This is a genomic window from Pseudomonas sp. MYb193, from assembly GCF_002966775.1.
GTDB lineage: Bacteria > Pseudomonadota > Gammaproteobacteria > Pseudomonadales > Pseudomonadaceae > Aquipseudomonas > Aquipseudomonas paracarnis.
Genome location: NZ_CP023269.1, coordinates 3,715,819 through 3,742,441, shown reverse-complemented (window position 1 = coordinate 3,742,441; position 26,623 = coordinate 3,715,819). Strand labels below are relative to the sequence as shown.

General features: G+C 62.1%; 26 protein-coding genes. 14 read left to right on the top strand and 12 right to left on the bottom strand.

The genetic code is table 11. From position 1 onward, the window contains the following. Positions 1 to 41: 41 nt before the first annotated feature. Together CLM72_RS16915 and CLM72_RS16910 are read right to left on the bottom strand one after the other, a co-directional pair. A complete protein-coding gene (locus tag CLM72_RS16915; RefSeq protein ID WP_019819480.1) occupies positions 42 to 1,076 on the bottom strand; it encodes an AraC family transcriptional regulator in 1,035 nt (344 codons plus the stop codon). A 4-nt stretch (positions 1,077 to 1,080) separates the two neighbouring features. Beyond that, a complete protein-coding gene (locus tag CLM72_RS16910; protein ID WP_105227214.1) occupies positions 1,081 to 2,211 on the bottom strand; it encodes a carbon-nitrogen hydrolase family protein in 1,131 nt (376 codons plus the stop codon). Between the two features lie 211 nt (positions 2,212 to 2,422). Between CLM72_RS16910 and CLM72_RS16905 the strand changes: the two genes are divergently transcribed. Together CLM72_RS16905 and CLM72_RS16900 are read left to right on the top strand one after the other, a co-directional pair. Beyond that, positions 2,423 to 4,462 carry an NADPH-dependent 2,4-dienoyl-CoA reductase gene (locus CLM72_RS16905; RefSeq protein WP_105227213.1) on the top strand — a complete coding sequence of 680 codons (2,040 nt, stop codon included), beginning with the start codon at positions 2,423 to 2,425 and terminating at the stop codon, positions 4,460 to 4,462. Between the two features lie 56 nt (positions 4,463 to 4,518). Beyond that, complete coding sequence (locus CLM72_RS16900) at positions 4,519 to 5,460, top strand: 1-aminocyclopropane-1-carboxylate deaminase/D-cysteine desulfhydrase (RefSeq protein ID WP_105227212.1); 942 nt, start codon at positions 4,519 to 4,521, stop codon at positions 5,458 to 5,460. A gap of 68 nt (positions 5,461 to 5,528) precedes the next feature. Here the strand turns inward: CLM72_RS16900 and CLM72_RS16895 are convergent, their stop codons facing one another. The 3 genes from CLM72_RS16895 to CLM72_RS16885 form a co-directional block, all read right to left on the bottom strand. Further along, positions 5,529 to 6,083 (bottom strand): cytochrome b, encoded by a 555-nt coding sequence (locus tag CLM72_RS16895; RefSeq protein WP_105227211.1) that lies wholly within the window; start codon positions 6,081 to 6,083, stop codon positions 5,529 to 5,531. A gap of 114 nt (positions 6,084 to 6,197) precedes the next feature. After that, positions 6,198 to 7,025 (bottom strand): phosphonoacetaldehyde hydrolase, encoded by an 828-nt coding sequence (gene phnX / locus CLM72_RS16890; protein ID WP_057974942.1) that lies wholly within the window; start codon positions 7,023 to 7,025, stop codon positions 6,198 to 6,200. Positions 7,026 to 7,054: 29 nt separating this feature from the next. Continuing rightward, positions 7,055 to 8,164, bottom strand: coding sequence for a 2-aminoethylphosphonate--pyruvate transaminase (locus CLM72_RS16885; RefSeq protein WP_105227210.1), 1,110 nt, complete (start codon positions 8,162 to 8,164; stop codon positions 7,055 to 7,057). Between the two features lie 112 nt (positions 8,165 to 8,276). On the opposite strand from CLM72_RS16885, the gene CLM72_RS16880 reads away from it, so the two are divergent. Continuing rightward, positions 8,277 to 9,131: a LysR substrate-binding domain-containing protein gene (locus CLM72_RS16880; protein WP_105227209.1), complete on the top strand. Its 855-nt coding sequence runs from the start codon at positions 8,277 to 8,279 to the stop codon at positions 9,129 to 9,131. Here CLM72_RS16880 and CLM72_RS16875 read toward each other — a convergent pair. Beyond that, on the bottom strand, positions 9,107 to 9,997 hold the full coding sequence (locus CLM72_RS16875; protein WP_034127935.1) for a LysR substrate-binding domain-containing protein: 891 nt from the start codon (positions 9,995 to 9,997) through the stop codon (positions 9,107 to 9,109). The genes CLM72_RS16880 and CLM72_RS16875 overlap by 25 nt on opposite strands. Positions 9,998 to 10,255: 258 nt before the next feature. Between CLM72_RS16875 and CLM72_RS16870 the strand changes: the two genes are divergently transcribed. Then, the gene (locus CLM72_RS16870) at positions 10,256 to 11,581 is read left to right on the top strand and encodes an MFS transporter (protein ID WP_054897266.1); all 1,326 of its coding nucleotides are present in this window, start codon (positions 10,256 to 10,258) and stop codon (positions 11,579 to 11,581) included. Positions 11,582 to 11,690: 109 nt separating this feature from the next. Continuing rightward, the gene (locus CLM72_RS16865; RefSeq protein WP_003192227.1) at positions 11,691 to 12,395 is read left to right on the top strand and encodes a YebC/PmpR family DNA-binding transcriptional regulator; all 705 of its coding nucleotides are present in this window, start codon (positions 11,691 to 11,693) and stop codon (positions 12,393 to 12,395) included. A gap of 121 nt (positions 12,396 to 12,516) precedes the next feature. On the opposite strand, the gene CLM72_RS16860 is transcribed toward CLM72_RS16865, so the two are convergent. Together CLM72_RS16860 and zapE are read right to left on the bottom strand one after the other, a co-directional pair. After that, positions 12,517 to 13,815 carry a protein kinase gene (locus tag CLM72_RS16860; protein ID WP_105227208.1) on the bottom strand — a complete coding sequence of 433 codons (1,299 nt, stop codon included), beginning with the start codon at positions 13,813 to 13,815 and terminating at the stop codon, positions 12,517 to 12,519. Positions 13,816 to 13,852: 37 nt separating this feature from the next. Further along, positions 13,853 to 14,947, bottom strand: a complete 1,095-nt coding sequence (gene zapE, locus CLM72_RS16855) for a cell division protein ZapE (RefSeq protein WP_105227207.1) — start codon at positions 14,945 to 14,947, stop codon at positions 13,853 to 13,855. Positions 14,948 to 15,137: 190 nt separating this feature from the next. Here zapE and CLM72_RS16850 point away from each other — a divergent pair, with 190 nt between their 5' ends. From CLM72_RS16850 to CLM72_RS16820, 7 genes are all read left to right on the top strand, one after another. Continuing rightward, positions 15,138 to 15,629 carry a spore coat U domain-containing protein gene (locus CLM72_RS16850; protein ID WP_105229154.1) on the top strand — a complete coding sequence of 164 codons (492 nt, stop codon included), beginning with the start codon at positions 15,138 to 15,140 and terminating at the stop codon, positions 15,627 to 15,629. Then, complete coding sequence (locus CLM72_RS16845) at positions 15,623 to 16,168, top strand: spore coat protein U domain-containing protein (RefSeq protein ID WP_105227206.1); 546 nt, start codon at positions 15,623 to 15,625, stop codon at positions 16,166 to 16,168. The genes CLM72_RS16850 and CLM72_RS16845 overlap by 7 nt, the downstream gene beginning before the upstream one ends. A gap of 18 nt (positions 16,169 to 16,186) precedes the next feature. Continuing rightward, positions 16,187 to 16,729, top strand: coding sequence for a spore coat U domain-containing protein (locus CLM72_RS16840; RefSeq protein ID WP_105229153.1), 543 nt, complete (start codon positions 16,187 to 16,189; stop codon positions 16,727 to 16,729). Between the two features lie 2 nt (positions 16,730 to 16,731). Further along, positions 16,732 to 17,220: a spore coat U domain-containing protein gene (locus tag CLM72_RS16835; RefSeq protein WP_054897269.1), complete on the top strand. Its 489-nt coding sequence runs from the start codon at positions 16,732 to 16,734 to the stop codon at positions 17,218 to 17,220. Between the two features lie 25 nt (positions 17,221 to 17,245). After that, on the top strand, positions 17,246 to 18,034 hold the full coding sequence (locus CLM72_RS16830) for a molecular chaperone (protein ID WP_105227205.1): 789 nt from the start codon (positions 17,246 to 17,248) through the stop codon (positions 18,032 to 18,034). Positions 18,035 to 18,106: 72 nt separating this feature from the next. Next, entirely contained in the window at positions 18,107 to 20,455 is a 2,349-nt protein-coding gene (locus CLM72_RS16825; RefSeq protein ID WP_105229152.1) for a fimbria/pilus outer membrane usher protein, read from the top strand. Positions 20,456 to 20,532: 77 nt separating this feature from the next. Continuing rightward, positions 20,533 to 21,453 (top strand): spore coat U domain-containing protein, encoded by a 921-nt coding sequence (locus CLM72_RS16820; protein ID WP_105229151.1) that lies wholly within the window; start codon positions 20,533 to 20,535, stop codon positions 21,451 to 21,453. On the opposite strand, the gene CLM72_RS16815 is transcribed toward CLM72_RS16820, so the two are convergent. Both CLM72_RS16815 and CLM72_RS16810 read right to left on the bottom strand, forming a co-directional pair. After that, a complete protein-coding gene (locus CLM72_RS16815) occupies positions 21,450 to 22,187 on the bottom strand; it encodes an anti-sigma factor (protein ID WP_105227204.1) in 738 nt (245 codons plus the stop codon). The two genes, CLM72_RS16820 and CLM72_RS16815, sit on opposite strands and share 4 nt — an antisense overlap. Next, positions 22,184 to 22,690, bottom strand: a complete 507-nt coding sequence (locus CLM72_RS16810) for a sigma-70 family RNA polymerase sigma factor (protein ID WP_054897273.1) — start codon at positions 22,688 to 22,690, stop codon at positions 22,184 to 22,186. The genes CLM72_RS16815 and CLM72_RS16810 overlap by 4 nt, the downstream gene beginning before the upstream one ends. 169 nt (positions 22,691 to 22,859) lie before the next feature. On the opposite strand from CLM72_RS16810, the gene CLM72_RS16805 reads away from it, so the two are divergent. Further along, positions 22,860 to 23,942: a catalase family peroxidase gene (locus CLM72_RS16805; RefSeq protein ID WP_105227203.1), complete on the top strand. Its 1,083-nt coding sequence runs from the start codon at positions 22,860 to 22,862 to the stop codon at positions 23,940 to 23,942. After that, on the top strand, positions 23,939 to 24,478 hold the full coding sequence (locus CLM72_RS16800) for a cytochrome b (RefSeq protein WP_032896571.1): 540 nt from the start codon (positions 23,939 to 23,941) through the stop codon (positions 24,476 to 24,478). The genes CLM72_RS16805 and CLM72_RS16800 overlap by 4 nt, the downstream gene beginning before the upstream one ends. A gap of 157 nt (positions 24,479 to 24,635) precedes the next feature. On the opposite strand, the gene CLM72_RS16795 is transcribed toward CLM72_RS16800, so the two are convergent. Both CLM72_RS16795 and CLM72_RS16790 read right to left on the bottom strand, forming a co-directional pair. Continuing rightward, positions 24,636 to 25,787 (bottom strand): M14-type cytosolic carboxypeptidase, encoded by a 1,152-nt coding sequence (locus CLM72_RS16795; RefSeq protein ID WP_054897275.1) that lies wholly within the window; start codon positions 25,785 to 25,787, stop codon positions 24,636 to 24,638. 465 nt (positions 25,788 to 26,252) lie between these two features. After that, complete coding sequence (locus CLM72_RS16790; RefSeq protein WP_105229150.1) at positions 26,253 to 26,546, bottom strand: DUF6124 family protein; 294 nt, start codon at positions 26,544 to 26,546, stop codon at positions 26,253 to 26,255. Positions 26,547 to 26,623 lie beyond the last annotated feature (77 nt).

Here is a 26,623-nt window from a genome sequence, read left to right as displayed (position 1 = left end):
CTGGATCCTGCCGACGATGCCACTGAGCTGTAACACCGACTTCAGGCGGAGTGGCGCTGACTGCGGCGAAATTCCCCTGGGGTCTGGTTGTTCCAGCGTCTGAAGGCCCTTTGGAAGGCTTGGGCCGAAGCAAAACCGAGCAAGTAGGCGATCTCGCCGAACGCCAGTTCCGTATCGCGAATGTAGGTCATGGCCAGGTCGCGACGGGTGTCATTGAGAATCGCGCGAAACTGCGTGCCTTCCTCGGCCAGTTTGCGCCGCAATGTCCAGGTTGGCAGCTTCAAGCGTGCCGCCACTTCCTCCAGGTCGGGTTCCCGGCCGCCATTGAGCATCGGCCCGAGCAACCGGGTAATGCGCTCGCGCAGGCTGCGGGTGCGGGTCAACTGCTCTAGTTCCCTTTCACACAGCTGTAGCAACAGGTGCCAGGTGCTTGGGCAATGCTGCGGGTTGCGCAGCGCCAGGGTGGGTTGGCTGAGGCGCAGTTGATTGACCTCGGCGCCGAAGTGGACCACGCCCTCTCCCAGCACCCTGTAGTGGTCGTGGTAGTCCGGCGCGTCGAATTCGATTTCAATCCGCTGGGCCTGCACCGGCTGTTGGGCCAGGCCAGATAATTGCTGCAGCCAGCCGGCGATGATCGAATCCACCACAAAGCGGTTATAGGCGTTGTAGGGGCTGATGGAATAAAACCTCAGCCACGCGCCTTCGGCGTCTTCATGAAAGCTTGATTGCCCGCGATAGTTGGAGCCGTACAGTGCTTCAAAGCGTGTGAGCGTGCGTGCTGCTTCGCGCACGGTGGGCGCTTGGGCGGCAGTAACGCCGGCAAGACCAGCCTGGCTCAAGCGGCTGAGCTGGCCCATACGCAGGCCCAGGCCGGGATTGCCGGTCAGTTGGATGGCCGCGTGGCCCAGGCGCATGTAGCGCGGGATCGACAAGCGTGCGCCGGCCTCAGCCAGGCGAGCTGGATCGAGGCCGTATTGCAGCAGCAGGGGCTGTGGGTCCAGGCCGTGGCTGTGGATGGCGTCGGCCAGGGTGTGCACAAAGCCCACCGACAGATCCCCCAGGCGCACCGGCTTCAAGGCGCTACAGCCAGATATTCAGCAGGCGCGCACCACGGGCGTCGCCATCGGCGAAGACTTGCCCATTGTGGCTGAGAAAACTCTGGCCGGCGCTGCCCAGGTCCCAGAATTGCCCCCGCAGAAAGACGCTCATGCCCGCGGTGGCTTCGCTGACAGGCGGCTGGCTGATCAGGGTAAGGCGACGCCAGGCCGCGCCCTCACTGGTTTCTTCAGGCTTGAGGCTCACTTCTGAGGGCGTAGACACGCTCTTGAAACCGCGCCACGGACGCTCCCAGGTATCGCGGCCGGTGACAAAAGCGGGTACCGCGATCAATTGCGCGCCTTGCTCATTAAGCTTGCGGTAGTTGTCTGGGTACCAGCTGTCGCTGCCGACCAGAATGCCCAGGCGCCCGGCGGGGGTATCGACAACGTTGACGACATGCTCATCGCCAGGTTCGATAAAGCCACGTTCATCGTAGATCGGGTAAAGCTGGCGCTGCGGCTGGCCCAGCGGCAAGCCGTCGGCGGCGAACACCACGCTGGCGTTGTACAGCGCGCCGTGGCCGATCTCCAGTTGCCCCTGGATCACGCTCGGGTTGGGCAGGGCGATGGAACCGGCCACCAGGGTCACGCCAAATTCTTTGGCGAGGCCGCCAAACAACACTTGATAGTCGCGGGCCATGGCCGGGGCTTTCATGCGCAGGTACGCATCGTCCATGCGGTTGTCGCCAGTGGCGCTGATCCAGGCTTTGGCAAATTGCAGCGGGTTGCTGATCGACAGCCAGTTCATGGCGTCCTTGAGGTGAGCGGCCTGGTACAGCTCATTCTTTTCTCCGCCGAGCATCAGCCAGGTGCCGATATGTTCTGGCAGCACTACAACGGTCTTGGCATTGATCAGCCCAAGGTCCCGAGCATTTTGCAGGTAGGCCGACAGCTTAAGGTGCAGGCGTTCCAGGCTCTGGTAGTCGGCAGGGAACAGCTCTGGCTGAATGCCCAGCAGGTTACCCCGGTCGGCGGGTTCGCCCTCGTTGACGGCGAGGGTGATGCGCAGGTCGGACAGGTAATGCGCCACGGGGCGCTCCTGGGTCCAGACCAGATACGCGGCGAGGGAGGCAACCAGGGCCATGATGACGGTGAACGCTAGAAGTTTACGCATGGGGCAACAGACAACAGACCAGGTGCAGGGTTCGCGACTAGGGTAGGGCCCATGGCGTGGCTTGCCAAGGGGCGCTGTGCATTTGGATCAATAACTTGTCAGTTTCAGTCATTGAGCCGTGGTCCACCGCCTCTTAGTCTGTGGGACATAAACCGATGGCACGCCGTTCGAGTGCGCCACGTCCCGTGATGATCCGTTGTGGAGCTGTACCATGACCGCTGCTGCCTACCCGCACCTGCTGGCCCCGTTGGACCTGGGTTTTACCACCTTGCGCAACCGTACCCTGATGGGTTCGATGCACACCGGCCTGGAAGAAAAGCCCGGCGGTTTCGAGCGTATGGCGGCCTATTTTGCCGAGCGCGCCCGTGGCGGCGTAGGCTTGATGGTCACTGGCGGCATTGGCCCTAATGATGAAGGCGGCGTGTACGCCGGTGCAGCCAAGCTGACCACCGAAGAAGAGGCGAGCAAGCACAAGATCGTTACCCAAGCCGTGCACGACGCGGGTGGCAAGATCTGCATGCAGATCCTCCACGCCGGGCGTTACGCCTACAGCCCCAAGCAGGTGGCACCGAGCGCTATCCAGGCGCCGATCAATCCGTTCAAGCCCAGGGAACTGGATGAAGAGGGCATCGAAAAGCAGATCCAGGATTTTGTCACCTGCTCGCTGCTGGCCCAGGTCGCCGAGTATGACGGCGTCGAAATCATGGGCTCCGAAGGCTACTTCATTAACCAGTTCCTCGCTGCCCATACCAACCATCGCACCGACCGTTGGGGCGGCAGCTTTGAAAATCGCATGCGTCTGGCGGTGGAAATCGTGCGCCGCGTACGCGAAGCCGTAGGCCCGAACTTCATTATCATCTTCCGCCTGTCGATGCTCGACCTGGTGGAAGGCGGCAGCGTCTGGGAAGAAATCGTGCAGTTGGCCAAGGCCATCGAACAGGCCGGTGCGACGATCATCAACACCGGTATCGGCTGGCACGAAGCGCGTATCCCGACCATCGCCACCAAGGTACCCCGTGGTGCGTTCAGTAAAGTCACGGCCAAATTGCGTGGTTCGGTACAGATTCCGCTGATCACCACCAACCGCATCAACACCCCGGAAATTGCTGAGCAGATCCTGGCCGAAGGCGACGCCGATATGGTCTCGATGGCGCGGCCGTTTCTCGCCGACCCCGAGTTCGTCAACAAGGCCGCCGCCGGGCGCGCCGATGAGATCAATACCTGCATCGGCTGCAACCAGGCATGCCTGGACCATACCTTTGGCGGCAAGCTCACCACCTGCCTGGTCAACCCGCGGGCGTGCTACGAAACCGAGCTCAATTACTTGCCGGTCAAGCAGATCAAAAAGGTCGCGGTCGTCGGCGCAGGCCCTGCGGGTTTGGCCGCGGCTACCGTGGCCGCCGAGCGCGGGCATCAGGTGACCTTGTTCGACTCCGCCAGCGAGATCGGCGGCCAGTTCAATATCGCCAAGCGCGTGCCGGGCAAGGAAGAGTTCTTCGAGACCCTGCGTTATTTCAAACGCAAATTGCAGACCACCCACGTCGAGCTGTGCCTCAACACCCGTGTCGACGTTGCGCAACTGGTAGCGGGCGGTTATGACGAAGTGATCCTGGCCACCGGCATCGCACCGCGTACCCCGGCGATTCCCGGTGTCGATAACGCCAAGGTCCTGAGTTACCTGGACGTGATCCTCGAGCGCAAGCCGGTGGGCAAGCGCGTGGCGGTGATCGGCGCCGGTGGCATCGGTTTTGACGTGTCTGAATTTCTCGTCCACCAAGGCGTATCCACCAGCCTGGATCGCGAGGCGTTCTGGAAAGAATGGGGCATCGACACCCAACTGCAAGCACGTGGCGGCGTGGCAGGGATCAAACCCGAGCGCCATGCACCGGCCCGTGAAGTGTTCCTGCTGCAACGCAAGGCTTCCAAAGTGGGCGATGGCCTGGGCAAGACCACCGGCTGGATCCACCGCACGGGCTTGAAGAACAAGCAGGTGCAGATGCTCAACAGTGTCGAGTACTTGAAGATCGACGATGAAGGCTTGCATATCCGCATCGGCGCCGAGGGCGAACCGCAAGTCCTGGCGGTGGACACTATCGTCATCTGCGCCGGCCAGGACCCGCTGCGCGAATTGCACGACGGCCTGGTCGCCGCCGGCCAGAACGTGCACCTGATCGGTGGCGCCGATGTGGCGGCCGAACTGGACGCCAAGCGCGCCATCAACCAGGGCTCGCGCCTGGCTGCAGAGCTGTAATACGCCAAGAGGGGCGGTGGTAGACTACCGCCCCCTTTTCATTCAGATACCTGCCGATGGGCCCTTTCGACTGGCTTCCCAATGCGCCCCTTGAACCCTTGCACCTGGACTGGCTGAGCGGAGTCGAGTTGGCCGTGCTGCGCCTGGACTGTATCGACCCGCTGATCAGTGGCAACAAGTGGTTCAAGCTCACCGAGCACCTGGCCCAGGCCCGACACGCTGGGGCCACCGGGGTGATGAGTCTCGGCGGTGCGTACTCCAACCATTTGCATGCGCTGGCGGCGGCGGGCAAGCGCTTTGGTTTTTCCACGGTCGGCCTGCTGCGGGGCCATCCTCAAGACACCCCCACGGTTCTCGACCTCAAAGCGTTTGGCATGCAGCTGCATTGGCTCGGTTATGGCGGTTATCGGGCGAGGCATGAAGCGGGTTTCTGGTTGCCTTGGCGCGAGCAGTATCCTGGCTTTCATCCGATACCCGAAGGCGGCGGTGGGCTGGCCGGTGCGCAGGGCTGTGGCGTGTTGATCGAGCAGGCGCGGGCGCAACTGGACAGCCTCGGTTGGAGCGATTACGACGCCTGGTGGTTGGCGGCGGGTACCGGCACGACACTGGCCGGGCTGGCACTGGCGGAGGCGGGCGCGCATCCGGTATATGGCGCCATGGCGGTGCCGGATGACCACGGTGTGGCGCAGAACGTGAGTGCCATCGTGCAGGACGGTTATGCATTGCTGGACGCCAGTCGCGGCGGCTTTGCCAAAGCCGATCCACTGTTGCTCGACTTCATCCAGCGCACCGAACAAACGTACGGTCTACCGCTGGAACCGCTTTACACCGGCAAGGCGCTGCTGGCATTGAAACAGCAGATCGAGGCCGGACGCTTTGCCCCCGGCACGCGCCTGATCTTCATCCATACCGGCGGCCTGCAAGGCCGCCGAGGCTTCAGCGACTGGCGCAAACCCCTTGTGGGAGCTGGCTTGCCTGCGAAAGCGGTAGTGCAGTAAGAGGTACTGTGACTGACACACCGCCTTCGCGGGCAAGCCCGCTCCCACAGGGGAGCTAATTGGCTGGGTTAAAGCCTCCTCCCACCCGGCATCATGCGCAGCGTCGTGTTATCGCGCATCACGTAATGATGAAAGATCCCCGCCAGTGCATGAAGCCCGATCAACCAATAACCGACCTGGGCGAACAGCACATGCCAGCCTTCAATCTCCTCGGCCAGCGCCTTGTTTTGCGCGATCAGCGGCGGCAATTCCATTCCATAGAACATCACCGAATGCCCTTTGGCACTGACGATCAACCAACCGGCAATCGGCAACCCGATCATCAACGCATACAGCGCCCAGTGCATCAGCTTCGCCAGCAGATTCTGCCATTGCGGCGGTGCCGGCACGATCTTCGGCGCCACCCCCAGGCTGCGTGCGAACAGGCGCAGCCACACCAGCACAAACACGGTAAGGCCGAGCATAAAGTGCATTTCCACAATCAGCGTGCGTGCGCCGCTGCCTTTGGGGAATTGGCCGCGCAGTTCAATGCAGGCGTAAACCACCGCCAGCAGCACCACCATCAACCAGTGCAACGCAATCGACATGGTGCTGTAGCGCGTATCGGAATTTTTCCACGGCATCGCTGTGTTCCTCACTCATCAGGGCATACCTCCATTCTTTAGCGATGGAGTGCATTAACTCTATGCCTGTTCTGAGCGCTGCGCTTGTTGCCAATGCCGTTGTCTTGACCTCGGTCAGTAGGCCTGCGGCATTTCCCCGCGGGCCAGGCGCTGGTTGATGTCACTGATGACCCGTGGCAGATCGGTGATGGTGTCAATCAGGTAGTGTGGGCGTGAAGCTTCGAACATCGCTTCGATGCGCTGGCGTTCGCTGGCCAGTGTGTCGGTGTCCAGGGCGCGGAACTGCTCGTAGGTCAGGCCCAGCGCGTTGCCCGAGCAGGTCAGGGCCACCGTCCACATGCCGGCACGGCGACCTTCGAGAATGCCCGGCACGGTGTCGTCGACCTTCACGCAGGCCGCCACATCATCAATGCCCAGGGCGATCACGTTGGCCAGCGCCTGGGCCGGCCATGGTCGGCCGTTGGGCACTTCGTCAGTGGCCACGACGTGGTCGGCGACGTAGCCGTTGGTGGCGGCCAGGGCCACGACCTTGTCCATCACCTGTTTGGGGTAGCCGGAGCAGGAGCCGATCTTGATGCCTTGGCCGCGCAGGGCGGCGATGGTGTCGAGGGCGCCGGGGATCAGGGCCGAGTGCTCGGCAATTTTCTCGATCTGCAGCGGCATGAAGCGCTGGTAGATGGCGGTCACGTCGTCGTCGGTAGGCGTGCGGCCGAACGCCTTGCGGTAGCGTTCGGCAACTTGTGGCTGGTCGCAGAGGGTGCGGATGTGGTCCCACTTGCCCATGCCCATCGGGCCACGGGCTTCCTCGATAGATACCTGCACGTCGAACTCGGCGAAGGCCTCGACAAAAATCTGCGTGGGCGCAAAGGAGCCGAAGTCGACCACGGTGCCGGCCCAGTCGAGGATAACGGCCTGGAGGGTGTTGGGGTTTTGATAGTTCATGGTTCAGATCCTGTGGGTAATGGGGGCAATCAAATATCCAGCACTTCCAGTTCTTGCAGCACGTCGGCGATAGCCTTGACCGCCGCGCGCATACCAGCGGTATCGACATGGCCTATGCAGCCCACGCGGAAGGTTTCCACCTGGGTCAGTTTGCCCGGGTACAGAATGAAACCCTTGGCTTTGACCCCCTCATAGAACGCTTTGAACTGGTAGCGCGGGTCTTGCGGTGCGTGGAAGGTGACGATGATCGGCGCTTGGATCGCCGCTGGCAGAAAGCTGCGCAGGCCCAGCGCGGCCATGCCGTCCAGTAATGTCTGGCAGTTGTCGGCATAGCGTTGATGACGAGCAGGCAAGCCGCCTTCTTCTGCGTATTGCCCCAAGGCCTCATGCAGGGCGGCAACAACGTGCGTCGGCGGGGTGAAACGCCATTGTCCGGTCTTGGCCATGTAGGTGTGCTGGTCGAACAGGTCCATCGCCAGGGAATGGCAGTTGCCCTGGGATGTAGCCAGCGCCGCTTTTTCGGCAAAGACAAAGCCCATGCCCGGTACGCCTTCCAGGCATTTGCCCGAGGCGGCGATCAGCGCGTCGAAGGGGATTTCACGGGCATCAATCGGTAGCGCGCCGAAGGAACTCATGGCGTCGATGATCAGGCGCTTGCCGTGGCGTTTGACCACCTCGGCGATCTGCGGCAACGGGTTGAGAATGCCGGTACTGGTTTCGCAATGGATCAGCGCGACATGGGTGATGGCGCTGTCGGCGTGCAACAGACGATCCACTTCGGCGGCAGTGGTGGGCTCGTCTTCGGCGGTTTCAAAGGTGCTGAATTCGCGGCCAAGCACCTCGCAGATTTTCGCCAGGCGTTTGCCGTAGGCGCCGTTGATGAGCACCAGCACCTTGCCATTGCGGGGGACCAAGGTGCCGATCGCGGCTTCGACGGCGAAGGTGCCGCTGCCTTGCAACGGCACGCAGTGGTGGCTGTCGGCGCCGTTGAGGATCGCCAGCAACTGGCTGCACACACTGGCTGTGAGCTGGTTGAAGCGGTCGTCCCACGAGCCCCAGTCCGTCATCATCGCCTGGCGGGTGCGGTTCGAGGTGGTCAGGGGGCCGGGGGTCAACAGGATCGGCGCGGCAGTGGGCATGTCAAATCCTCGCAAGGTGTTGGGGTTCAAGCTACGGCGCCTAAATTGCAGTTTGGCTTGTCATCAATCAAATTGTTTGTTGTTATGCGAGCTATCAGTGAGGCCGATAGCTATGAATCTGTTCCAACTGCGTGCATTCGATGCTGTGGCCCGTGAGGGCAGTTTTACCCGCGCGGCGGCTCGGCTGTTTATCAGCCAGCCGGCGGTGACCGGGCATATCAAGGCGCTTGAGGAGCACTACCAGATCCCGCTGTTGCGCCGTACCGCACGCCGGGTGGAATTGACCGAGGAGGGCGCACGCCTGGCGGCCATCACGCGGGCTATCTTCGGGTTGGTCGACGAGGCGCAAACCTTGCTGGAGGCCAACCGCCAGTTGCTCACCGGGCGCCTGGAAGTGGCGGCGGACGGCCCCCATCTGGTGATGCCGATGATCGCCAGCCTGCGCGCACGCTACCCCGGCATTACCGTGAACCTGCGTTTGGGCAATGCCCAGGAAACCCTGGCGGCGTTGCTGTCCGAACATGCGGATGTGGCAGTGCTCACCGAGGTGGAACCGCGCAATGGCCTGCACTTGCAACCCCTGGACCAGTCACGGATTTGCGCCTTGGTGCCGGCCGCACACCCGTGGGCCAAGCAGCCCGACGGTATTGAACTGGCGCAGTTGCATGAGGTGATCATGGTGCTGCGCGAGCCCAGTTCCACCACCCGCCGCACCTTTGACGACGCCTGCCTGGCGGCGAATGTGCAGCCCAAAGTGCTGCTGGAACTGGACAGTCGGGAAGCTGTGACCGAGGCGGTGGCGGCAGAGTTGGGCGTGGGCGTGGTGTCGTCGATGGAGGTCAGCCCGGACCCGCGTGTGCAGGCGGTACCGATTCTGGGCGATGGCCTGCTGAACCGGCATATGCTCGGCTGCATGGAGCGCCGTCGCTCGCTGCGCTTGATTCAGGCGTTTTTCGAGTTGGCGTGAAGGCTCTCACGCACAATCTCCAGAAAGGTCGCGACCACACGGCGTGAACTCTGCTCTTTCAGGCACACCAGGGTTTCTTTCATGCGTTGGGTGCAATCGCGGATCGGCATGGCGTACACCCGTGCATCGGCACCGAACTCTGCCGCCGACACCACGCCCACGCCAATCCCTACCACCACGGCTTCACGGGCGGCCTCGCGGCCTTCCACCTGGATCGCCGGACGAATGCGCAGGCCGGCCTGGCGCATTTCCTGCTCCAGGGTCTGACGGGTGACCGAGCCGGTTTCCCGCAGTACCAGCGGGGTGTCATCGAGGTCGGCCAGGCAGATCGACTCGCGCCCGGCCCAGGCATGGTCCCGTGCGACAAAAGCCAGCAGTTGGTCGTCGGGCAGCGGCACTGACAACAGGCGCACATCATCGACGTCGCGCCCCAACAGCGCCAGGTCGGCCTGGTAGTTGTAGAGGCGCGACAGCGACTCATCGGTATTGCCCGTTTCGATCTTCACGCTGATCCCAGGGTAGCGCTGGCAGAAGCGTGCAATCTGCGGCAGGACGTGCACGGGCGCATCCACCGCCAGGGTGAGAGTTCCGGTGAGCAGGGCACGCGAATCCTGCAGCAATTCTTCGGCTTCGGCCTCGATCACAAACAGGCGCTGGGTGATACCCAGCAGGCGTTCACCCAGATCGGTCAGGCGCACCGAACGCTTGTTGCGGTGAAACAGCAATACGCCGAAGCGCTCTTCAAGTTTGCGCACTTGGTCGGAAATCGCAGGCTGGGTCAGGAACAGCCGTTCTGCAGCCCCGGTAAAACTGCCGTGAATGGCTACCGCATGGAAGGCTTTGAGCTGGGCATGGGAAACCGACATGGTGCGTCCTCTTAAAACCTGAGCTTATATTTGAAATACGATAAATCGATTTTACCTATGAGTCAGCCATTGTTTTGATGCACCTCAGCCGCCGTAGGTTGAGTCCTACAACCACGGCGGCCATGGGCGCAGGCACATCGCACCCATCTGACCAATACCGCGCTATCCAAGGCCCGGCATTGCAGTGCTCAACCATAAGAACAACAGGCGTTTTCTTTCGATTCTGCCGGCACACTCACACCTGAGGTCAGAACCACCATGAATATCCCTATGGGTAGTATCAAGCGTTGGCGCGTGCAGATTTTCGCCATTACCTGGCTGGCGTACGCCGCGTTCTATTTCACCCGCAAAGCCTTTTCGGTGGCAAAGCTGGGGATTGGCGACGACCCGAGTTTCCCCCTCGACAAAATGACGATGGCTAACCTGGATGGCCTCTATCTCGCAGCGTATGCGGTGGGCCAGTTCACCTGGGGCATGCTTGCAGACCGCTTCGGGCCACGGGTAGTGGTGCTCGGTGGCTTGTTGATTTCCGCAGGCGCGGCGCTGGTGATGGGCACCTTTGCCACCTTGCCGATTTTTGTCACCTGCATGTTGGTACAGGGCTTGGCCCAGTCCACTGGCTGGTCGGGGTTGTGCAAGAACCTCGGTAGTTTCTTCCCGGCCCAGCAGCGGGGGCGGGTGCTGGGGCTGTGGAGTTCGTGTTATGCATTTGGCGGGTTGGTCGCGTCACCGTTTGCCGGTTGGTGGGCTTATACGCTGATCGGCAGCTGGCATGCGGCGTTTATTTCCAGCGCCGCAGTGGTCGCGGTGGTGGCCGTGCTGTTCTTTATGTTCCAGCGCAATACTCCACAGGATGTGGGCTTGCCGGCAGTCGAGCCCGAGCCGGTGCTGAGCGCCGAGCAGTTGGCCGCCGAACAGCGCGTGAGCGTACTCGAACCCCTGCGCGCGATCCTGCGCAACCGTACGGTGTTGACCCTGGGGCTGGCGTACTTCCTGCTCAAACCGGCGCGCTACGCGATTCTGTTGTGGGGGCCGGTGATCGTCTACGAGCAGATGCCGTCGGTGGGCAAGGTCGGCGCCGCCATCGTGCCCACCGCGTTTGAGCTGGCCGGTTTACTGGGGCCGGTGTTGATCGGCCTGGCCTCCGACAAACTGTTCGGTGCTCGGCGCATGCCCGCCTGTGTGCTCAGCCTGTTGGCGCTGACGGTTGCCCTGGCGTTGTTTATGGGCGCGCTGCACACCGGCAGTGTGGTGCTGGTGATGACGTTGCTGTTTGTCATGGGGCTGACGCTGTATGGGCCGGACTCGATGATCAGCAGCACGGCGGCCATCGACTTCGGCACCGCCAAGGCCGGCGCTACCGCTGCGGGCTTTGTCAACGGCTGCGGTTCGGTGGGGGCGATCCTGGGTGGTTTGCTGCCAGGCTATTTCGATACCGTTACGGTATTTATTGTGTTTGCCGGTGCGGCGCTGTTTTCGTCGCTGGTGCTGATGCCCTACTGGAATGCCAGGCCCGCCGTACTGGCCCAGGCCGGGGATTTTGTGCCGGACCGCAATGCGGTGATCAAACCCTTGCGCACCTGAGTACCCTGGCCGGTTTTTTGGTGGAACGAAGCGTTCTCGCGCTATAAACTCTGCCCCCAAAGCGCCGGCCAGTAGACGTTTCGGCGCGATGGAAATAAGAGAGTGAGTCATGGGCGCACAGTGGAAAGTCAAACATAAAGAAGCGGCAGCCAATGCCAAGGGCAAGATTTTCGGCAAGCTGGTGAAAGAAATCACCATCGCCGCCCGCAACGGCGCCGATACCGCGACCAACGCGCACCTGCGCCTGGTGGTGGAACAGGCCAAAAAAGCCTCGATGCCCAAGGAAACCCTGGACCGCGCGATCAAAAAGGGCGCCGGTCTGCTCGGTGAGACCGTGCAATACCACCGCGTGACCTACGAAGGTTTTGCGCCGCACCAGGTGCCTTTGATCGTCGAGTGCGTGACCGACAATATCAACCGCACCGTGGCGGAAATCCGCGTGGCCTTCCGCAAGGGCCAACTGGGCGCTTCCGGTTCGGTGGCCTGGGATTTCAACCATGTGGGCCTGATCGAAGCATCGCCGGACACGCCAGACGCCGATCCAGAAATGGCCGCCATCGAAGCCGGTGCCCAGGACTTTGAAGAGGGTGAAGAAGGCGCCACCTTGTTCATTACTGAAACCACCGACCTGGATGCCGTGCAGAAAGCCTTGCCTGAGCAGGGTTTTACCGTGCTGTCGGCCAAGCTGGGTTATATCTCCAAGAACCCGGTCAGCGGTTTGACCGATGAGCAGATGGCTGAAGTCGAGGCGTTCCTGGAAGGCCTGGACAACCATGATGATGTGCAGGATATGTTTGTCGGCCTGGCGGGCTGATTTCTATCTGAGTACACGCGGTTAATATGTGGGAGCGGGCTTGCTCGCGAATGCGGCACTTCAGCCAAGTATTTATCGGCTGATACCCCGCATTCGCGAGCAAGCCCGCTCCCACACTGGTTTAGTGGCGCTGAATAGACTTCAGCATGGCTTCGATTTCTTCGAAGCTCGGTCGCGCCAGTACATCCGGCTGGCAGCAGCGTTGTTTCAGTGCCTGCAAGCTTTCGTCACTGGCCTCAACCCGCTCCAACAACTCCCCCAGCAGCACCCCGAACGCCCGCACTTCAATACGCTGCAGCGCACGGGTTTCCAGGGTGTCCGCCGTGGCATGGAATGACGCCGCGCCAAAGTCTCCGAGCAAGCAATCACCCGCTGCGTTCCACAAAATATTGTGACCATACAGGTCACCATGGGTAATGCCGTGCCGATGCAGGTGCGCCGCCACCGAAGCAACGCCCCGCGCCATGCGCAGTGCCACGTCCAGGCTGAAACCGATGGTGGGTTCGTAGACATCCCGCGTGCACGACGCGAGGCTCGGCAGGGCTGCGAGGTTACGGTAACTCGGGTCGATCAGCTCCATCACCAGCGCGGCCTGGGTGTCGGGGTGGCCGATGACGCGTCCTTCAACCTTGATCAGGTTGGGATGCAGCCCGGCAGCGATGCAGGCTTGCATTTCATGCAGCGGTGAACCGTCGCTGGTGATGGTGCCCTTGTACAGCTTGACCGCGACTGGCAACACACGGGGTTTCCACAGCGCCTTGCGAATGATCCCCGAAGCGCCTTCGCCCAGGACTTCGCCCATTTCCAGTTCCTGCCAGGCGATGTTCGGCGTCGCCTCGTCAGCGCTTACCTGCACTGCCATTTCCACCGGATTGCCGGCATAGGCCAGCCAGGTCAGGCTCGGCAGGGTCAGCAGCCACTGCGGCAGGTGGGTGAGGCGGTTGGAGGCGATACGGATCAACTCCAGGTTTTGGCACTGGGCCAGGCTTGGCGGCAGGTCGGTCAACTGGTTACCGGCCAACATCAATTTTTGCAGTAACGGGCGCTGACCCAGTTCATCGGGCAATTGGCTGATGCAGTTGTCGGTGAGGATTAGCCAGCGCAACTGTGGCGGCAGGGCGGCGGCGGCTACCTGGCTGATCTGGTTGGCCTTGAAGCCGATCATGCTCAGTTTGGCGCACTGGCCCAGGCATTCGGGCAGTTCGGTAAAAGCGTTGTCCGAACAGAACAGCACACGCAGGTGTGTCAGGCGGTGCAGGTCGTCGGGCAGGCTGCTCAGGGCGTTGCCGGTGAGGTTGAGGATTTCCAGCGAATCGGCCAGTTCGAAGATTTCCCGGGGGAACTCGGTCAGCCCGCAGGCCAGGTCCAGGCGCGTAACGCCAGCCAATTGGCCAGCCTTGAGTTGGGCGAGGGTATTCATGCAGGGCGCAGTGCTCGGAAGGAGGCGTAAAAGGCGCTCATGATAGCGGCTCGGGCGCGGGTTGCGGGGACAGCGTGTGCAATTGGCGCAGGCGGCTGGCGGTGCGGGCGAGGTCGATGGCCTGGCCTTCCAGGCATTTATCCAGGGGCTGGTGACCGATAAGTGTCAGTTGCTTGTCCTGGTCGTAGAGCACGTCTACCAGGTTGATAAAGCGCTGTTGCACGGCGATGGGGCATTCGGCCAGATGCGGCAGGCCGTCGATGATCCAGTGGTCGAAGTCCTGGCACAACAACAGGTAATCCATGACCGCCGTGAGCTGTTGGCACAGGTCGTTGAAGGTAAATGCGATGGTTCGTGCCTGAAGGCCTCGGCACTGTAACTGACGAGTGCCGACCTTCAGGGTTTGCGCCGGGCAATCTGTGGCAGGCAGGCCCAGGCTTTCACGCTGGCCTGCCGTACCTGGCCATACATACTGGCCGCCCGTGAAGCGTTGTTGGGCGTGGGCCTGAGCCAGGCTGCGAAAGTCCTGAGGCGCACTGACTTCCAGCACCTCCATGCGCGAGGCGATTAGCTCGATCACCGGCTTGAAGCGTTCGTGGTACAGCGGGTTGGGCAGCAAGCCTTCGGGTGGGTAGTTGGAGGTCACCAGCACCAGCACGCTGCGCTGGAACAGGGCCTTGAACAGGCGGCTGATGAGCATCGCATCGCCGATATCGTGCACATGGAATTCGTCGAAACACAGCACCCGGCAGCCGGCCAGCAGCTCGTCCAGAGTGACGCCCAAGGCATCGTCATGCTCGCGGTGCAGGAACATGCCCTGATGCAGCCGGGCGAAGAAGGTGTGGAAATGCACGCGCTGTTTCTCGGCGATGGGCAGTGCCTGGAAAAATCCGTCCAACAGCCAGCTTTTGCCGCGCCCCACCGGGCCGTGCAGGTACAGGCTGCGCGTGGCCTGGCCGTTGAGCAGGTGCTGGGCCTCGCGATTCAGGGCGGTAATCGCCCGGATTTGCCCATCACTGAGGGTATAGCCCTGTTGTACGGCTTTTTTTTGAAAATACGCCGGGATAGGCGAGGCGCCCGAGGCGTCGGTTTTTTTACCCAGCAGGCGCTGGAGCAGGGCAAGCACGGCCAAGAATAATCACTCTGTATTGCGGTGGTCGTTCACTGTAGGACGCTCGATGCCATTTGACCAATAGGGAAGGGCCCCAAGCCATGCAAACTGGCACTTTCGCGTTAACTGGCTAACCTCATACACAGTTGTCACCCCTGTATAAGGAATTGGGGCTGTGAAGGGACCGGCGGTATTGGCTGTCATGGGCACGATGCTCTGCAACACGGTGTTTGCTGCGCAGCTCCAGGTGCAGGTGCGCATCGACGTGCAACGGGGTTGCCAGTTGGTGGGCACCACCCGTAGTGCAGGTATCGAGCAACTTGGCGTATTGGATTTCGGCAGCGGCCCGCGTCTGGATGACCCGGCCGGCCCCCTGAGTGCGGCCCTGATCAGCCAACGCCAACCGCGCCTGGAATGTAACCCCGACACGCCTTACCAAGTGCGCGTTGACGGCGGCCTGCATGGCGGTGTCGGCGAAGTGCGTTATCTTGCGAATCCGGCGCCCTCCAGTCGGCCCATCCCCTATCGAATCTATGCCGACGCCGCGCGGCTGATCCCCTTGCTGGTGGACGTGCCGATCAGCGGCCGCGTGCCGGACACCGGCTCTGTCGACCTGCCGCTGTATGGCCGCATCGAACCGCTCAAAAGCATTCCCGCCGTCGGCCATTATTCCGACCTGCTCAAGGTCACGGTCACATGGTAAGCCGCTACCTGGCCGTGACGGCCCTGGGCGGTCTGCTGTTGCTGGCGGATGACGCGCAGGCGGCGGTGGTCAACGGCCAGGTCCACGCGCGTTTGGTGATCACCGCCAGTTGCGAAGTGAGCAAAGACGTGGAAACCGCGCCGGTCACGCCTGAGGGCGGCACGGCGCTAATGGATTTCGGCAGCCAGGGGCCGACCTGGAGCAACACGCTGGGCGCGTCGATTTCCGATGCCGACAAGGCGCCGCTGTCGGTGTCCTGCAACCCCTCGGTGGTCAGCAGTTTCACGGTGACCATCGACGGCGGCGCTAATGGCGACGGCACCACGCGGCGCCTGAGCAATGGCCGCCAGACCATTCCTTATCGACTGTCGGCTGATGCTCAGGGGCGCAGTGCCTACAGGATCGGCCAGCAACGCAATTTCGTCGTGACCCAGGGCTCCCAGGTACCGATCCCGGTATTCGGTTCCGTGGTGGCGAATACCAGGGCCCTACCGGCCGGCATCTACACAGACACCCTGACGGTGACTCTGGATTGGTAAACCATGAGGATGGATATCATGCATGTACTTGTATCGCGAATCGGCCTCTGTGCCCTGGGCCTGGGGCTGGCGTCCAGCCTGAACGCGGCGACCACGGTGACCGGGCAGATCAGTTCCAGCCTGACTTTGATCGCCAGTTGCCAGGTCAATGGCTCCGGGGCGGCCACCGGGCTGAATTTCGGTAGCTTGAATTTCGGTACCACCAACAGCCTGTTTACCAATGCCGACGCCCAGTTGCTCGGCGGCACCGGTACCGGCGGCGCGTTGTCGATCCTGTGTTCGGCTGGCACCGCGCCAACGATCAAGGTACGTGCCGGCGCCCACGATGGTGCTTCCCCCGGTGGTACTCGTGCGCTGGCCGATGGCGTGGGTAACTTCGTGCCTTACGATTTCTACACTGACAGCGGGCGTTCAGCGCTGTTGGCGATTGACGGCGTGGTGACCCTCGCCACCAGTACCGGCGTGGCGCAGACCGTCAACCTTTACGGCCGGGCGGTGGGCAAGGAGGGTCTGCCGGCGGGCACCTACACCGACACCGTGGCCGTGGAACTGACGTTCTAACAATGTGGCCCAGGGTGTTGCTCGCCATCGGCCTGGCGATGCCGTTGCCGCTGTCGGCGGTGGTCAACCAGAGCTTCCAGGTGAGTGCGACCATCACGCCGGGCTGTCTGATCGTGGGCGGCGGCGCCAACTACGGCACCTTGGCCTACGGCAGCTATTCGGCCCTGGCCACCAGCACGGTCACAGCGGCTCTCACTGGCGGCGTAACCCTGCAATGCACGCCGGGCGTGGCCCTGAGCATGAGCGTGGATGGCGGCCTTTACAGCAGCACCGGACGCAATTTGCAGCTCAACAGTGGCAGCGCGCGGGTGGCTTACCAATTGTTTCGCGATGCGGCGTTCAGCCAGAGCCTGGGCATCAACCAGAGCGTCAGCGTGACCTACAGCGATGCGAGCAACATCAGCCTGCCGATTTACGGGCGGGTGGTTTTACCGGGCAATCAGCCTGGGGGGACGTACAGCGACACGCTGCAGGTGCAGCTGACGTGGTAGGGCTAACGGTTTAAGGAGGGGTGTCATGGGTTGTGCTTTGCGACGGTTATGGACCGCGGGTTTCGCCTTGGGGGCGTTGTGCTCGGCAGGGTTTGTACAGGCGGCCAGTTCGGTGCTGATCTGGCCCATCGACCCGGTGCTGGAGGCTGACCAACAGGCCAGCGCGCTGTGGCTGGAGAACCGTGGCACCGAGACCGCCAACCTGCAGATCCGCGTGTTTGCCTGGAGCCAGAACGGTTTCGACGAGCAGTACCAGAACCAGCGCGATGTGATCGGCAGCCCGCCGGTGGCCAAGATTGAGCCGGGCCAGAAGCAACTGGTGCGCCTGACCCGCACCCGGGAGGTACCGCCGGGGCAGGAGTTGGCCTATCGCATCATCATTGACGAAATCCCCTCGGCGCTGCAGGTGCCGGCGCCGCCTGTGGGCAAGAACACGGCAGCGGCGATTCGCTTTCAGATGCGCTATTCGGTGCCATTGTTTGCCTACGGCGCTGGCCTGTGGAGCAAGGACGGCGCCACCCGCCAACGTGACCCCAAGGGCGCGGGCAAGCCGCAGTTGAGCTGGCAAAAGGTCAACGTGGCAGGGCGCAACTACATCGAGGTGCGCAACCAGGGCGCCGTGCATGCGCGGCTTACCGATGCGTCATTCAAACAGGGTGGGCAGACCCGGCCGTTGGTGGACGGCTTGCTCGGCTATGTGCTGCCGGGCGCGAGCATGCGCTGGCCGGTGCCGGATGCCGTATCGGCCGACCAGCCGTTGCAGGTCCGGGTCAACGGCGCGCCGCAACTGGAGAGCCTGGCGCCCAAGCGATAGCCGTGATGTAGCGCAACGGGCACACGCCCGGGTTTTCACAGGATGGAGATGTCCATTGAAGGACACAACGCCATGGTGAGTCGTGGTTGGGCTCGGGTTTTATGGCCGTCGGTGGCAGTGGCAAGCGGGCTGTGGGGCGCAGCGATGGCGGGCGACTTGCCGCCGCCGCCCGGCAGCATGGAGGCAGTTGCCGATGCACAGCTGTTTCTGGAACTGGTGGTCAACCAGATGGACACCGGCCGCGTCATCGCGGTCGAGCAGCGCGCCGGCCAACTGTTTGTGCCGGCCAGCGCGTTGCAGGACGTGGGCATGAAGCTGCCCGGTGAGCCCGTCGGCAGTGTGGCCCTGGACCAGGTGCCGGGCCTGCACAGCGACTACGACAGCAACGGCCAGCGCCTGCTGCTGGATGTGCCGCCCTCCTGGCTGCAGGAACAGTTCATCGGCAACCGCAATACCTATCCGCGTACCCAGGCCATGAGCAGCTTCGGCGCCTTGCTCAACTATGACGTGTATTTCAATGACACCGACGATGGCGGCAGTTACCTCGCGGCCTGGAACGAAGTACGGCTGTTCGACACCTGGGGCACCTTGTCCAACACCGGGCAACTGCGCCAGACCCTGTCCGATGGAATCAGCGGCGGCACCCTCGACAATGGTTACCGACGTTACGACACCACCTGGCGTTTTTCCGACGATGAGCGCCTGCTGACCTACGAGGCCGGCGACGTGATCAGTGGCGCGCTGCCCTGGAGTAGCTCGGTGCGCCTGGGCGGGGTGCAACTGTCCCGGGATTTTGCCGTGCGCCCCGACCTGGTCACGTACCCCTTGCCGCAGTTTGCCGGTGAGGCGGCGGTGCCCTCGTCGGTGGACCTGTTTATCAACGGCTACAAATCCGACAGCGCGCGACTGCAACCCGGCCCCTACACCCTGACCAACATCCCATTCATCAACGGTGCCGGCGAGGCCGTGGTGGTCACCACCGATGCCCTGGGCCGCCAAGTGTCGACCACGGTACCGTTCTACGTCACCAGCACCTTGCTGCAACAAGGCTTGACGGACTTTTCGCTGGCCGCCGGTACCTTGCGCCGTGACTACACCCTACGGGACTTCGGCTACGGACCGGGCGTGGCCAGTGGCACGTTCCGCTATGGCTATTCCGATAACCTGACCCTGGAGAGCCACGCCGAAGCCTCCAGCGACCTGAGCCTCGGCGGGCTCGGCGGCAACCTGCGCCTGGGCAACTTCGGCGTGCTCAATACCGCCCTCAGCCAGAGCCAGTTCGACAGCCGCACGGGCCAGCAACTGAGCCTCGGTTACCAGTACAACAGCACGCGCTACAGCTTTATGTACCAACGGGTGGAACGTCGCGACGACTACGCCGACCTGACCCTGGTCGATACCCCATACGCCAGCCTCAGCAAGCGCAGCGAGCAGGTGACCTTGAGCCTCAACCTTCAACGTTTCGGCAGCCTGGGCCTGGGCTATTTCGACGTGCAGGCGGCGGACGACTCGCGCACGCGCCTGCTCAACCTGAGCTGGAGCAAACCGTTGTGGCGCAACACCAGCTTTTATCTGTCAGCCAACCGCGAAATCGGTGACAGTAACTGGGCCATGCAGGCGCAACTGGTCATCCCGTTCGACCTCAACGGCAGCCTGGCCTTGAGCACCGAGCGCAGCAAGGACGGCGCCAGTCGCCAGCGCATCAACTACAGCCGCGCGGTGCCCAGCGAAGGCGGGGTGGGCTACAACCTCGGCTATGCCCAGGGCGATGCCCCCAGCTATCGACAGGCCGACCTGACCTGGCGCTTGCAGTCGGTGCAGTTGCAGGCCGGCGTGTACGGCAGCAGTGAGGCCATGACGCGCTGGGCCGATGCCAGCGGCTCGCTGGTGTGGATGGGCGGCGAAACCTTTGCCGCCAACCGCATCAATGACGCCTTTGTGGTAGTGAGCACCCAGGGCTTTGCCGGGATTCCGGTGCGCTACGAAAACCAGCTGGTGGGCCAGACCGACCGCAACGGCCATTTGCTGGTGCCGTGGAGCAGTGCCTATTACCGCGGCAAATACGAGATCGACCCCTTGAACCTGCCGGCGAATGTGCAAAGCCCCAATGTTGAGCAGCGCGTATCGGTACGCCGTGGCAGCGGTTACTTGCTGGAATTCCCCCTGCGCCGGGTGCTCGCTGCAAGCATCACTCTGGTGGACCGCCAGCATCAGGAGTTGCCGCTGGGCAGCCTGGTAGTGCACGAGCAAAGCAACACCCAAGCGGTGGTCGGCTGGGATGGCCTGGTGTATCTGGAAAACCTCAGCGCGCACAACACCTTGCAGGTCACCCTCGGTGAGGGCCGCACCTGCCAGGCGACATTCGATATTGATGAGCAGCAACAGGACGTGCCCTTGATCGGGCCATTAGTGTGCCAATGAGGGGTTGAACAGGGAGTGTTCAGGTGAGGGGCAGCGTAGGGTTATATGGCGTAGGTTTGTTGTTTTGCGGGCAGGCGATGGCGGCGTGTTCGGTGGTGTCCACCGTGCCGGCCAGTTTCGGCTCAATCAGCTCGATGACGGTGCGCACCGCCGCGCAAACCAGCTCTACGACTAATTCGGGGTTGAGTTGCACCTCAGCGTTGATATCGCTGCTGGTGTCCACCGACCACTTTTACGTCACGATCACATCGTCGCAAAGTGGCATGGTCGGGCCGACCGGTGATGTGATCAGCTATACGATTTATGGCAACAACAGCACCAGCTATCCCATCACCCGTGGCAGCCAATTCGATTTCGGTGGCGCTGGCGGCATCGCCCAGAGCATTGGCCTGATCGCAGGACCCGGCGCGAAAACCGTACCGCTGTACCTGAGCAGCATCACCGGCAGCAACGTCGCCGCCGGGGTGTACACCGAGACATTGAGCATCGCCTGGGTGTGGAATTATTGCTCGGGGATCGGCCTTGGCGGCATTTGCCTGGGACGTGACACTGGCAGTGGCACGGCATCGCTGACCGTCAGCATGACCGTGACCAACGACTGCCAGATCACCGCCCCGAATATCAGCTTCGGCAGCGCGCCGGTGGTCAGTGGGTTTACCGCGGTGAGCGGGCAGACCATCAACATCGCCTGCACCAAGGGCAGCGCCTATACCGTGGGCTTGAGCGATGGCCAGAACCCGGTGAGTGTCGGCGGCCGGCGACGTATGGTTTCCGGCGGCAATTACCTGGCCTATGACATTTTCAAAAGTGCCGGCACCACGCGCTGGGGCAGTGTCGGCGCGGCGCGGCGGGCCAGCTCCACGGCCGAGGTCAACCCTGGCAACGGCTTGGGCGTCGGTAGCCAGGTGTACAACTACAACGCCAGGGTCTACACCGATCAGCCCACCCCACCGGCCGGCACCTACCTGGATAACGTGGTGCTGGACGTCGGTTTCTAGAATGGCGTCTGTAACGCGGCGGCATGATCCACCGGGCTGACCATCGCATAGTTGTAGCCGCCGCCCGACCAGTAGTCGGCCTGCAAGCCATCGGCACTGCGGCTGCCGCGAGGCAGGAAACCATTGTTCGGGCCCGGCGGGCGGATATAGAAGCTGATGCGCCGGCCTTGCGCGTCCTGATACAGCACCATGGCCGCCGCGCCTTGGTCGGTGGTGAGCAGGCGCCCGCTGACCGGCTTGAAGCCGGCTTGGCTCAGGTCGGGCAGGCGATGGGCCTGGTTGAAGTAACGGTCGAGCCAGGCCTGCATGGTGCCGCGGTCCTGGGCGTTGTAGTCGGCGGGCATGATGCCGTCCTGGGCAAACAGGCGGTAGGCCTGCATGGCGTCGGTCATCGGCAACAGCGGCGGCTGGGTGGCTTCACGGGCGTGCCAACCGCCAAACCCGCCGAGGCTCACGGCGATCAGTAACAACGCCGCCGTTGCCAGGTGCCGACGGGACTGTTTCTTGATGCGCTGGCGAATCAGCGCCGGGTCCAATGCTGGGTTGTGCGGCTGTTGCAGGGCGCCGCTCAATGACGCACGCAGCAGCTGCGCATCCTGTTGCCAGGCCTGTACCTGGGCCGCCACTTCGGGGTGGCTGGCCAGCCAGGTTTCAAGCACACGGCGATCAGTGTCGAGCAATTGGTGATCGACGTAGGCGTGTAAATCGCGTTCGCTGGGGGGCAGGCTGATCATTTGAGTCTCCGCAGGGCAGGGCCGGTCATTTCGCCATCGCTGAGTTGACGCAGCGCTTGGCGTGCGCGGGACAGGCGTGACATCACGGTGCCGATGGGCACCTTGAGGATCTCGGCCACTTCCTTGTAGCTCAAGCCCTCGACGGACACCCACAGCAACAGGGCGCGCTGTTCGGTGTTCAGTTGGTCGAAGGCTTGCAAGGTGGATTGGGCCAGCACCGTGCGTTCCACCGAAGGTTGCACGTCATCGCGGCCGGTGAAGAATTCGAGCATGCGCGCATAGCGGCGGTTGCGGCGGTGGGCGTCGAGGAACTGCCGGTAGAGGATCGAAAACAGCCAGGCGCGCAGATCGCCCTCGATACGTTTATCGGCCCAGGCGACGATGGCGCGCTCCAGGGTCGATTGCACCAGGTCATCGGCGCTGCTGCTGTTGCGCGTCAGGGACAGGGCAAAACGCCGCAACCTGGGAATGAGTTCACGTAACTGTTCGTCGAGTTCATGCATGGGCGTCTGGCTGGTCACTACGCTGGGACTAGAGAGACGTCCGGCGTTGAAGGTTATTCCCCGTCCCGCAAAATAAAAATCCAGGGCCTGGGAATAGAGCCAATCGGCGTTCGTCTTAATGCTCCGACCTTATGTTTCAGCCTGAGGCCTCTGGCCCTGGAGTTCCTGCATGGTAGATCACTCATCACCCCCCCGTCCTCCTTTGAGCACTGCGAGCCTGATCGCACGACTTGCCGGCATCGGTGCCGTAGTTGCGGTTGTTGCCGGGGCATTTGCCTACGTCAATGGCACGCTCGACCCACAACGCCTGCGGCCAAAAACCTTGGTCAATGCCCTGGAAACCAATAATGGCGTGCATCCGGGCTTTCGCCGTAACCATGCCAAGGGCGTATGCGTGGCGGGTTATTTCGAGAGCAGTACCGAGGCCCGTGCCTATTCCAGCGCCCAGGTGTTCAGCGAGGCCAAGACTCCGATCATCGGCCGCTTTGCCTTGCCCAGCGGCAACCCCTACGCGCCGGACAGCAGTGTGCCGATTCGCAGTTTCGCCGTGCAGTTCAGCCAGGCCAACGGCCAGCAATGGCGTACGGGGATGAACAGCATGCCGGTGTTCCCGGTGGGCACGCCCGAGGCGTTTTACCAGTTGCTCAAGGCCGGTGCGCCAGACCCGGCCACCGGCAAGCCGAACCCGTCAAGCATGCCGGCGTTTTTTGCCGCACACCCGGAGACAGCGCCATTCCTGGCCTGGGTCAAGACCGCCAAGCCATCGGCCAGTTATGCGACTGAAACCTATAACGGCATCAACGCGTTTTACCTGGTGGCTGCCGATGGTACGCGTCAGGCCGTGCGTTGGGAGGTGGTGCCCCAGAGCCAGGACGCGGCGGGTGATACCGCACCTGCTGGCAGTGACTTCCTCGAGCAGGACTTGGTGCGACGCCTGGCCGCCGGGCCGTTGCGTTGGCAGTTGAACATGACCCTGGCCAACCCCGGCGACCCGCTGGCCGACGCAAGCAAGACCTGGACCGGCGCGCACAAGGTACTGAACGCCGGCACGTTGGTGCTGCAAAGCAGCCAGCCCCAGGCAGACGGTGATTGCCGCGATATCAACTTTGACCCGCTGATTCTGCCCAGTGGTATCCAAGCCTCCAACGACCCCTTGCTGGCCGCCCGTTCGGCCGCGTATGCCAGTTCGTACCTGCGCCGCGCCGGTGAAGTCAGCCCGTTGCACAGCGCCCCTCAGGAGTCGAAGCCATGAATGCTCAACCACGGTTCTTTGCGCCCCTGGCGCGCGTGCTGCACTGGCTGATGGCGTTGATGATCATCGCCATGCTGTTTATCGGCGCGGGTCTGGCGGCGTCGGTGTCGGAGCGCCATGAGTGGCTGATCCACCTGCACAAGCCGCTGGGCATTGCGATTCTGGCGCTGGTGATCGTGCGCCTGGCGGTGCGTTTCTCGACGCGCCAACCGCCGTTGCCAGCGGATTTACCGGTGTGGCAAAGGCTCGCAGCCAAGGCTTCCCATGTGCTGTTGTACGCCTTGATGCTGGTGTTGCCGCTGCTGGGTTGGGCGATGATTTCAGCGGCTGGCGACCCGGTGATGCTCAGCAGTAACCTGCAACTGCCCGCACTGGTGGGGGCGAATGCGCCGTTGTTCGCGCTGTTGCGCAAGGCCCACGGCTACCTGGCCTATCTGCTGTTTCTCACCGTGCTGGTGCATCTGGCAGCCGCGTTGTTCCACGGTTTGATCCGCCGCGATGGTGTTTTGCAAAGCATGACCGGCAGCAAGGATTGACCGCTCTTGTGGCGAGCGAGCTTGCTCGCGCTGGGCTGCGAAGCAGCCCCAAAACAGCCTGCTCGGTGTGTCAGGTGATCCGGCAGTGATTTTCATGGGGCCGCTATGCGGCCCAGCGCGAGCAAGCTCGCTCGCCACAAAGAGCTCGCCTCAGGGGTTAGCGCAAACGCCCAACGATATCAGCGACGCTGCTCAACACGTCCTTGCCCAACTGTTTTGAACGATCGCCTGACCAGCCAGTTCGCAGGTTGGGCGCGTCGTCGTTGTCCTTGAAGGGCATTTCCAGGGTCAGGGACAGGCAGTCGTATTTTTCTCCTACCGCGTTGCAGGCCAGGGTCATGTTGGCTTGGCCGGGCAGGTCGCGGGTGTAGCCGTGGGTGGTCTGGAAGTCTCGTGTCAGGTGGCTCAAATGGCTCCGGAAGTGTTTTTCCAGGGCTTCGATACGCGGGGTGTAGCCAGGGTTGCCTTCGCAGCCTGCGGTGAACACGTAGGGGATTTCTTCATCGCCGTGGATGTCGAGGAACATATCCACGCCGTACTTTTCCATCTGTTGCTGGACGAACAGCACTTCGGGGCTGAGTTCCTGGCTGGCGCTTTGCCAGGCGCGGTTCAGGTCCTGGCCCATGGCGTTGGTGCGCAGGTGGCCGTGGAAGGCGCCATCCGGGTTCATGTTTGGTACCAGGTACAGATCGGCGACGGCCAGCAGTTTTTTCAGTTCGTCGTCGCCGTCCTTTTGCAGGCGCTCAATCACGCCCTCCATAAACCATTCGGCCATGTGTTCCCCGGGGTGCTGCTGGGCGATGATCCACACCTTGCGCCGGCCCTCGATTCCTTTGCCTCGGCGCAGCAGTTGAATATCACGGCCTTCAGCGCTCTTGCCGGTGGCCAGCAGGGTGACCCCGGCGTACTTCAGGGCTTGCTCGATCAGCCAGTCGTGGCGTTCACGGCTGTAGGGCTCGAAGTAGGCAAACCAGGCGTGCTTTTCCCGGGTCTGGAGGTTGATGTGCAGGATCTCGCCATCAAAGCGCGTCGGTACCCGGAACCAGTTGATATGGTCGTAGGACGCCACGGCGTTGTAGCCGCTCCAGGCATGCTTGTAGGACGAGCGCCCTGCGTTGCTCAAGCGAAAGGTATGGGTGTGCCCCACGTGCATGCCTTCGGCCTTGAAGTGGAACCATTGGTAGTGATCGCTGCGGGTGTCGGGTTTGATTGCCAGCAACAACTGATAAGCGTCGCTGGCATCCAGGACCTGAATGTTGCCGCTGTCGAAGTCGGTGCTGATCTTGATGGAGGTCAAGGCCACGGTCATAGTCTGGTTGCCTGAATATGAGTGATGTGGCGGCTATCTTACACAGACGTTCGGTAAAACCTGGATGCAAAAATTGTTGCAGGGGGAGGGGGCGTCATCCCTGACGCCGCCGCAGCTTAGAGTCTATGAGATTGATTCTCAAGCGCTAATTCGCAGAGATACGCGCTAGAGCACTCGGACGACTTTCTTTGGGCGATAGTCTTTTGCTACCATGCGCGCCATCAAGCAACACACAGTCTTCATTAGCCTGAAGCCATGCCAGGAAAACTGGCAAAAAAAAGACCCGGCCAAAGAGCCGGGTCAAAAACCGTGATTAGCCTGATGAGGAGATATTCCAAGAGTCCGACCTAAGGTCTCTTGGTCTATCGACTGATCTCGCGATCAGCTGAGCCCAATAATAATCATTATCATTTGCAAGTCAAATGTTTTTATCCGTGGGATAGAAATATTTTTCTTTCATACCTGCTAAGCGTTTGCCGCCGCTCTTGGCGCTTGCAACGACCGCTCCACCATCGCCTTCGCCATATCGATCAAATACACCACCGAAAACGCCAGGTCGCGCTGGTTGCCCTGATGGCTGCACGCCGACTCGTAGGCGGTTGCCGCTGCACTGCGCAACAGGTCCGAGGCGTGTATCAGGGCCTCCTCCTGGCTGACTTCGGGTTTGATCGCGAACATGGCCCCGTCCGAATCCGGCGTCGACCGATTTTCTTTCAAGTAGTAGTCCAGTGCGCGCTGGGCCGCGCCACTGTTGCACATGTCGTTTACTTCAGTCAGTTCGGGCGTTGGGTGCGTGCGGGTCGTCATAAGCGGCAATACTCCGGTGGGTGTCGAAA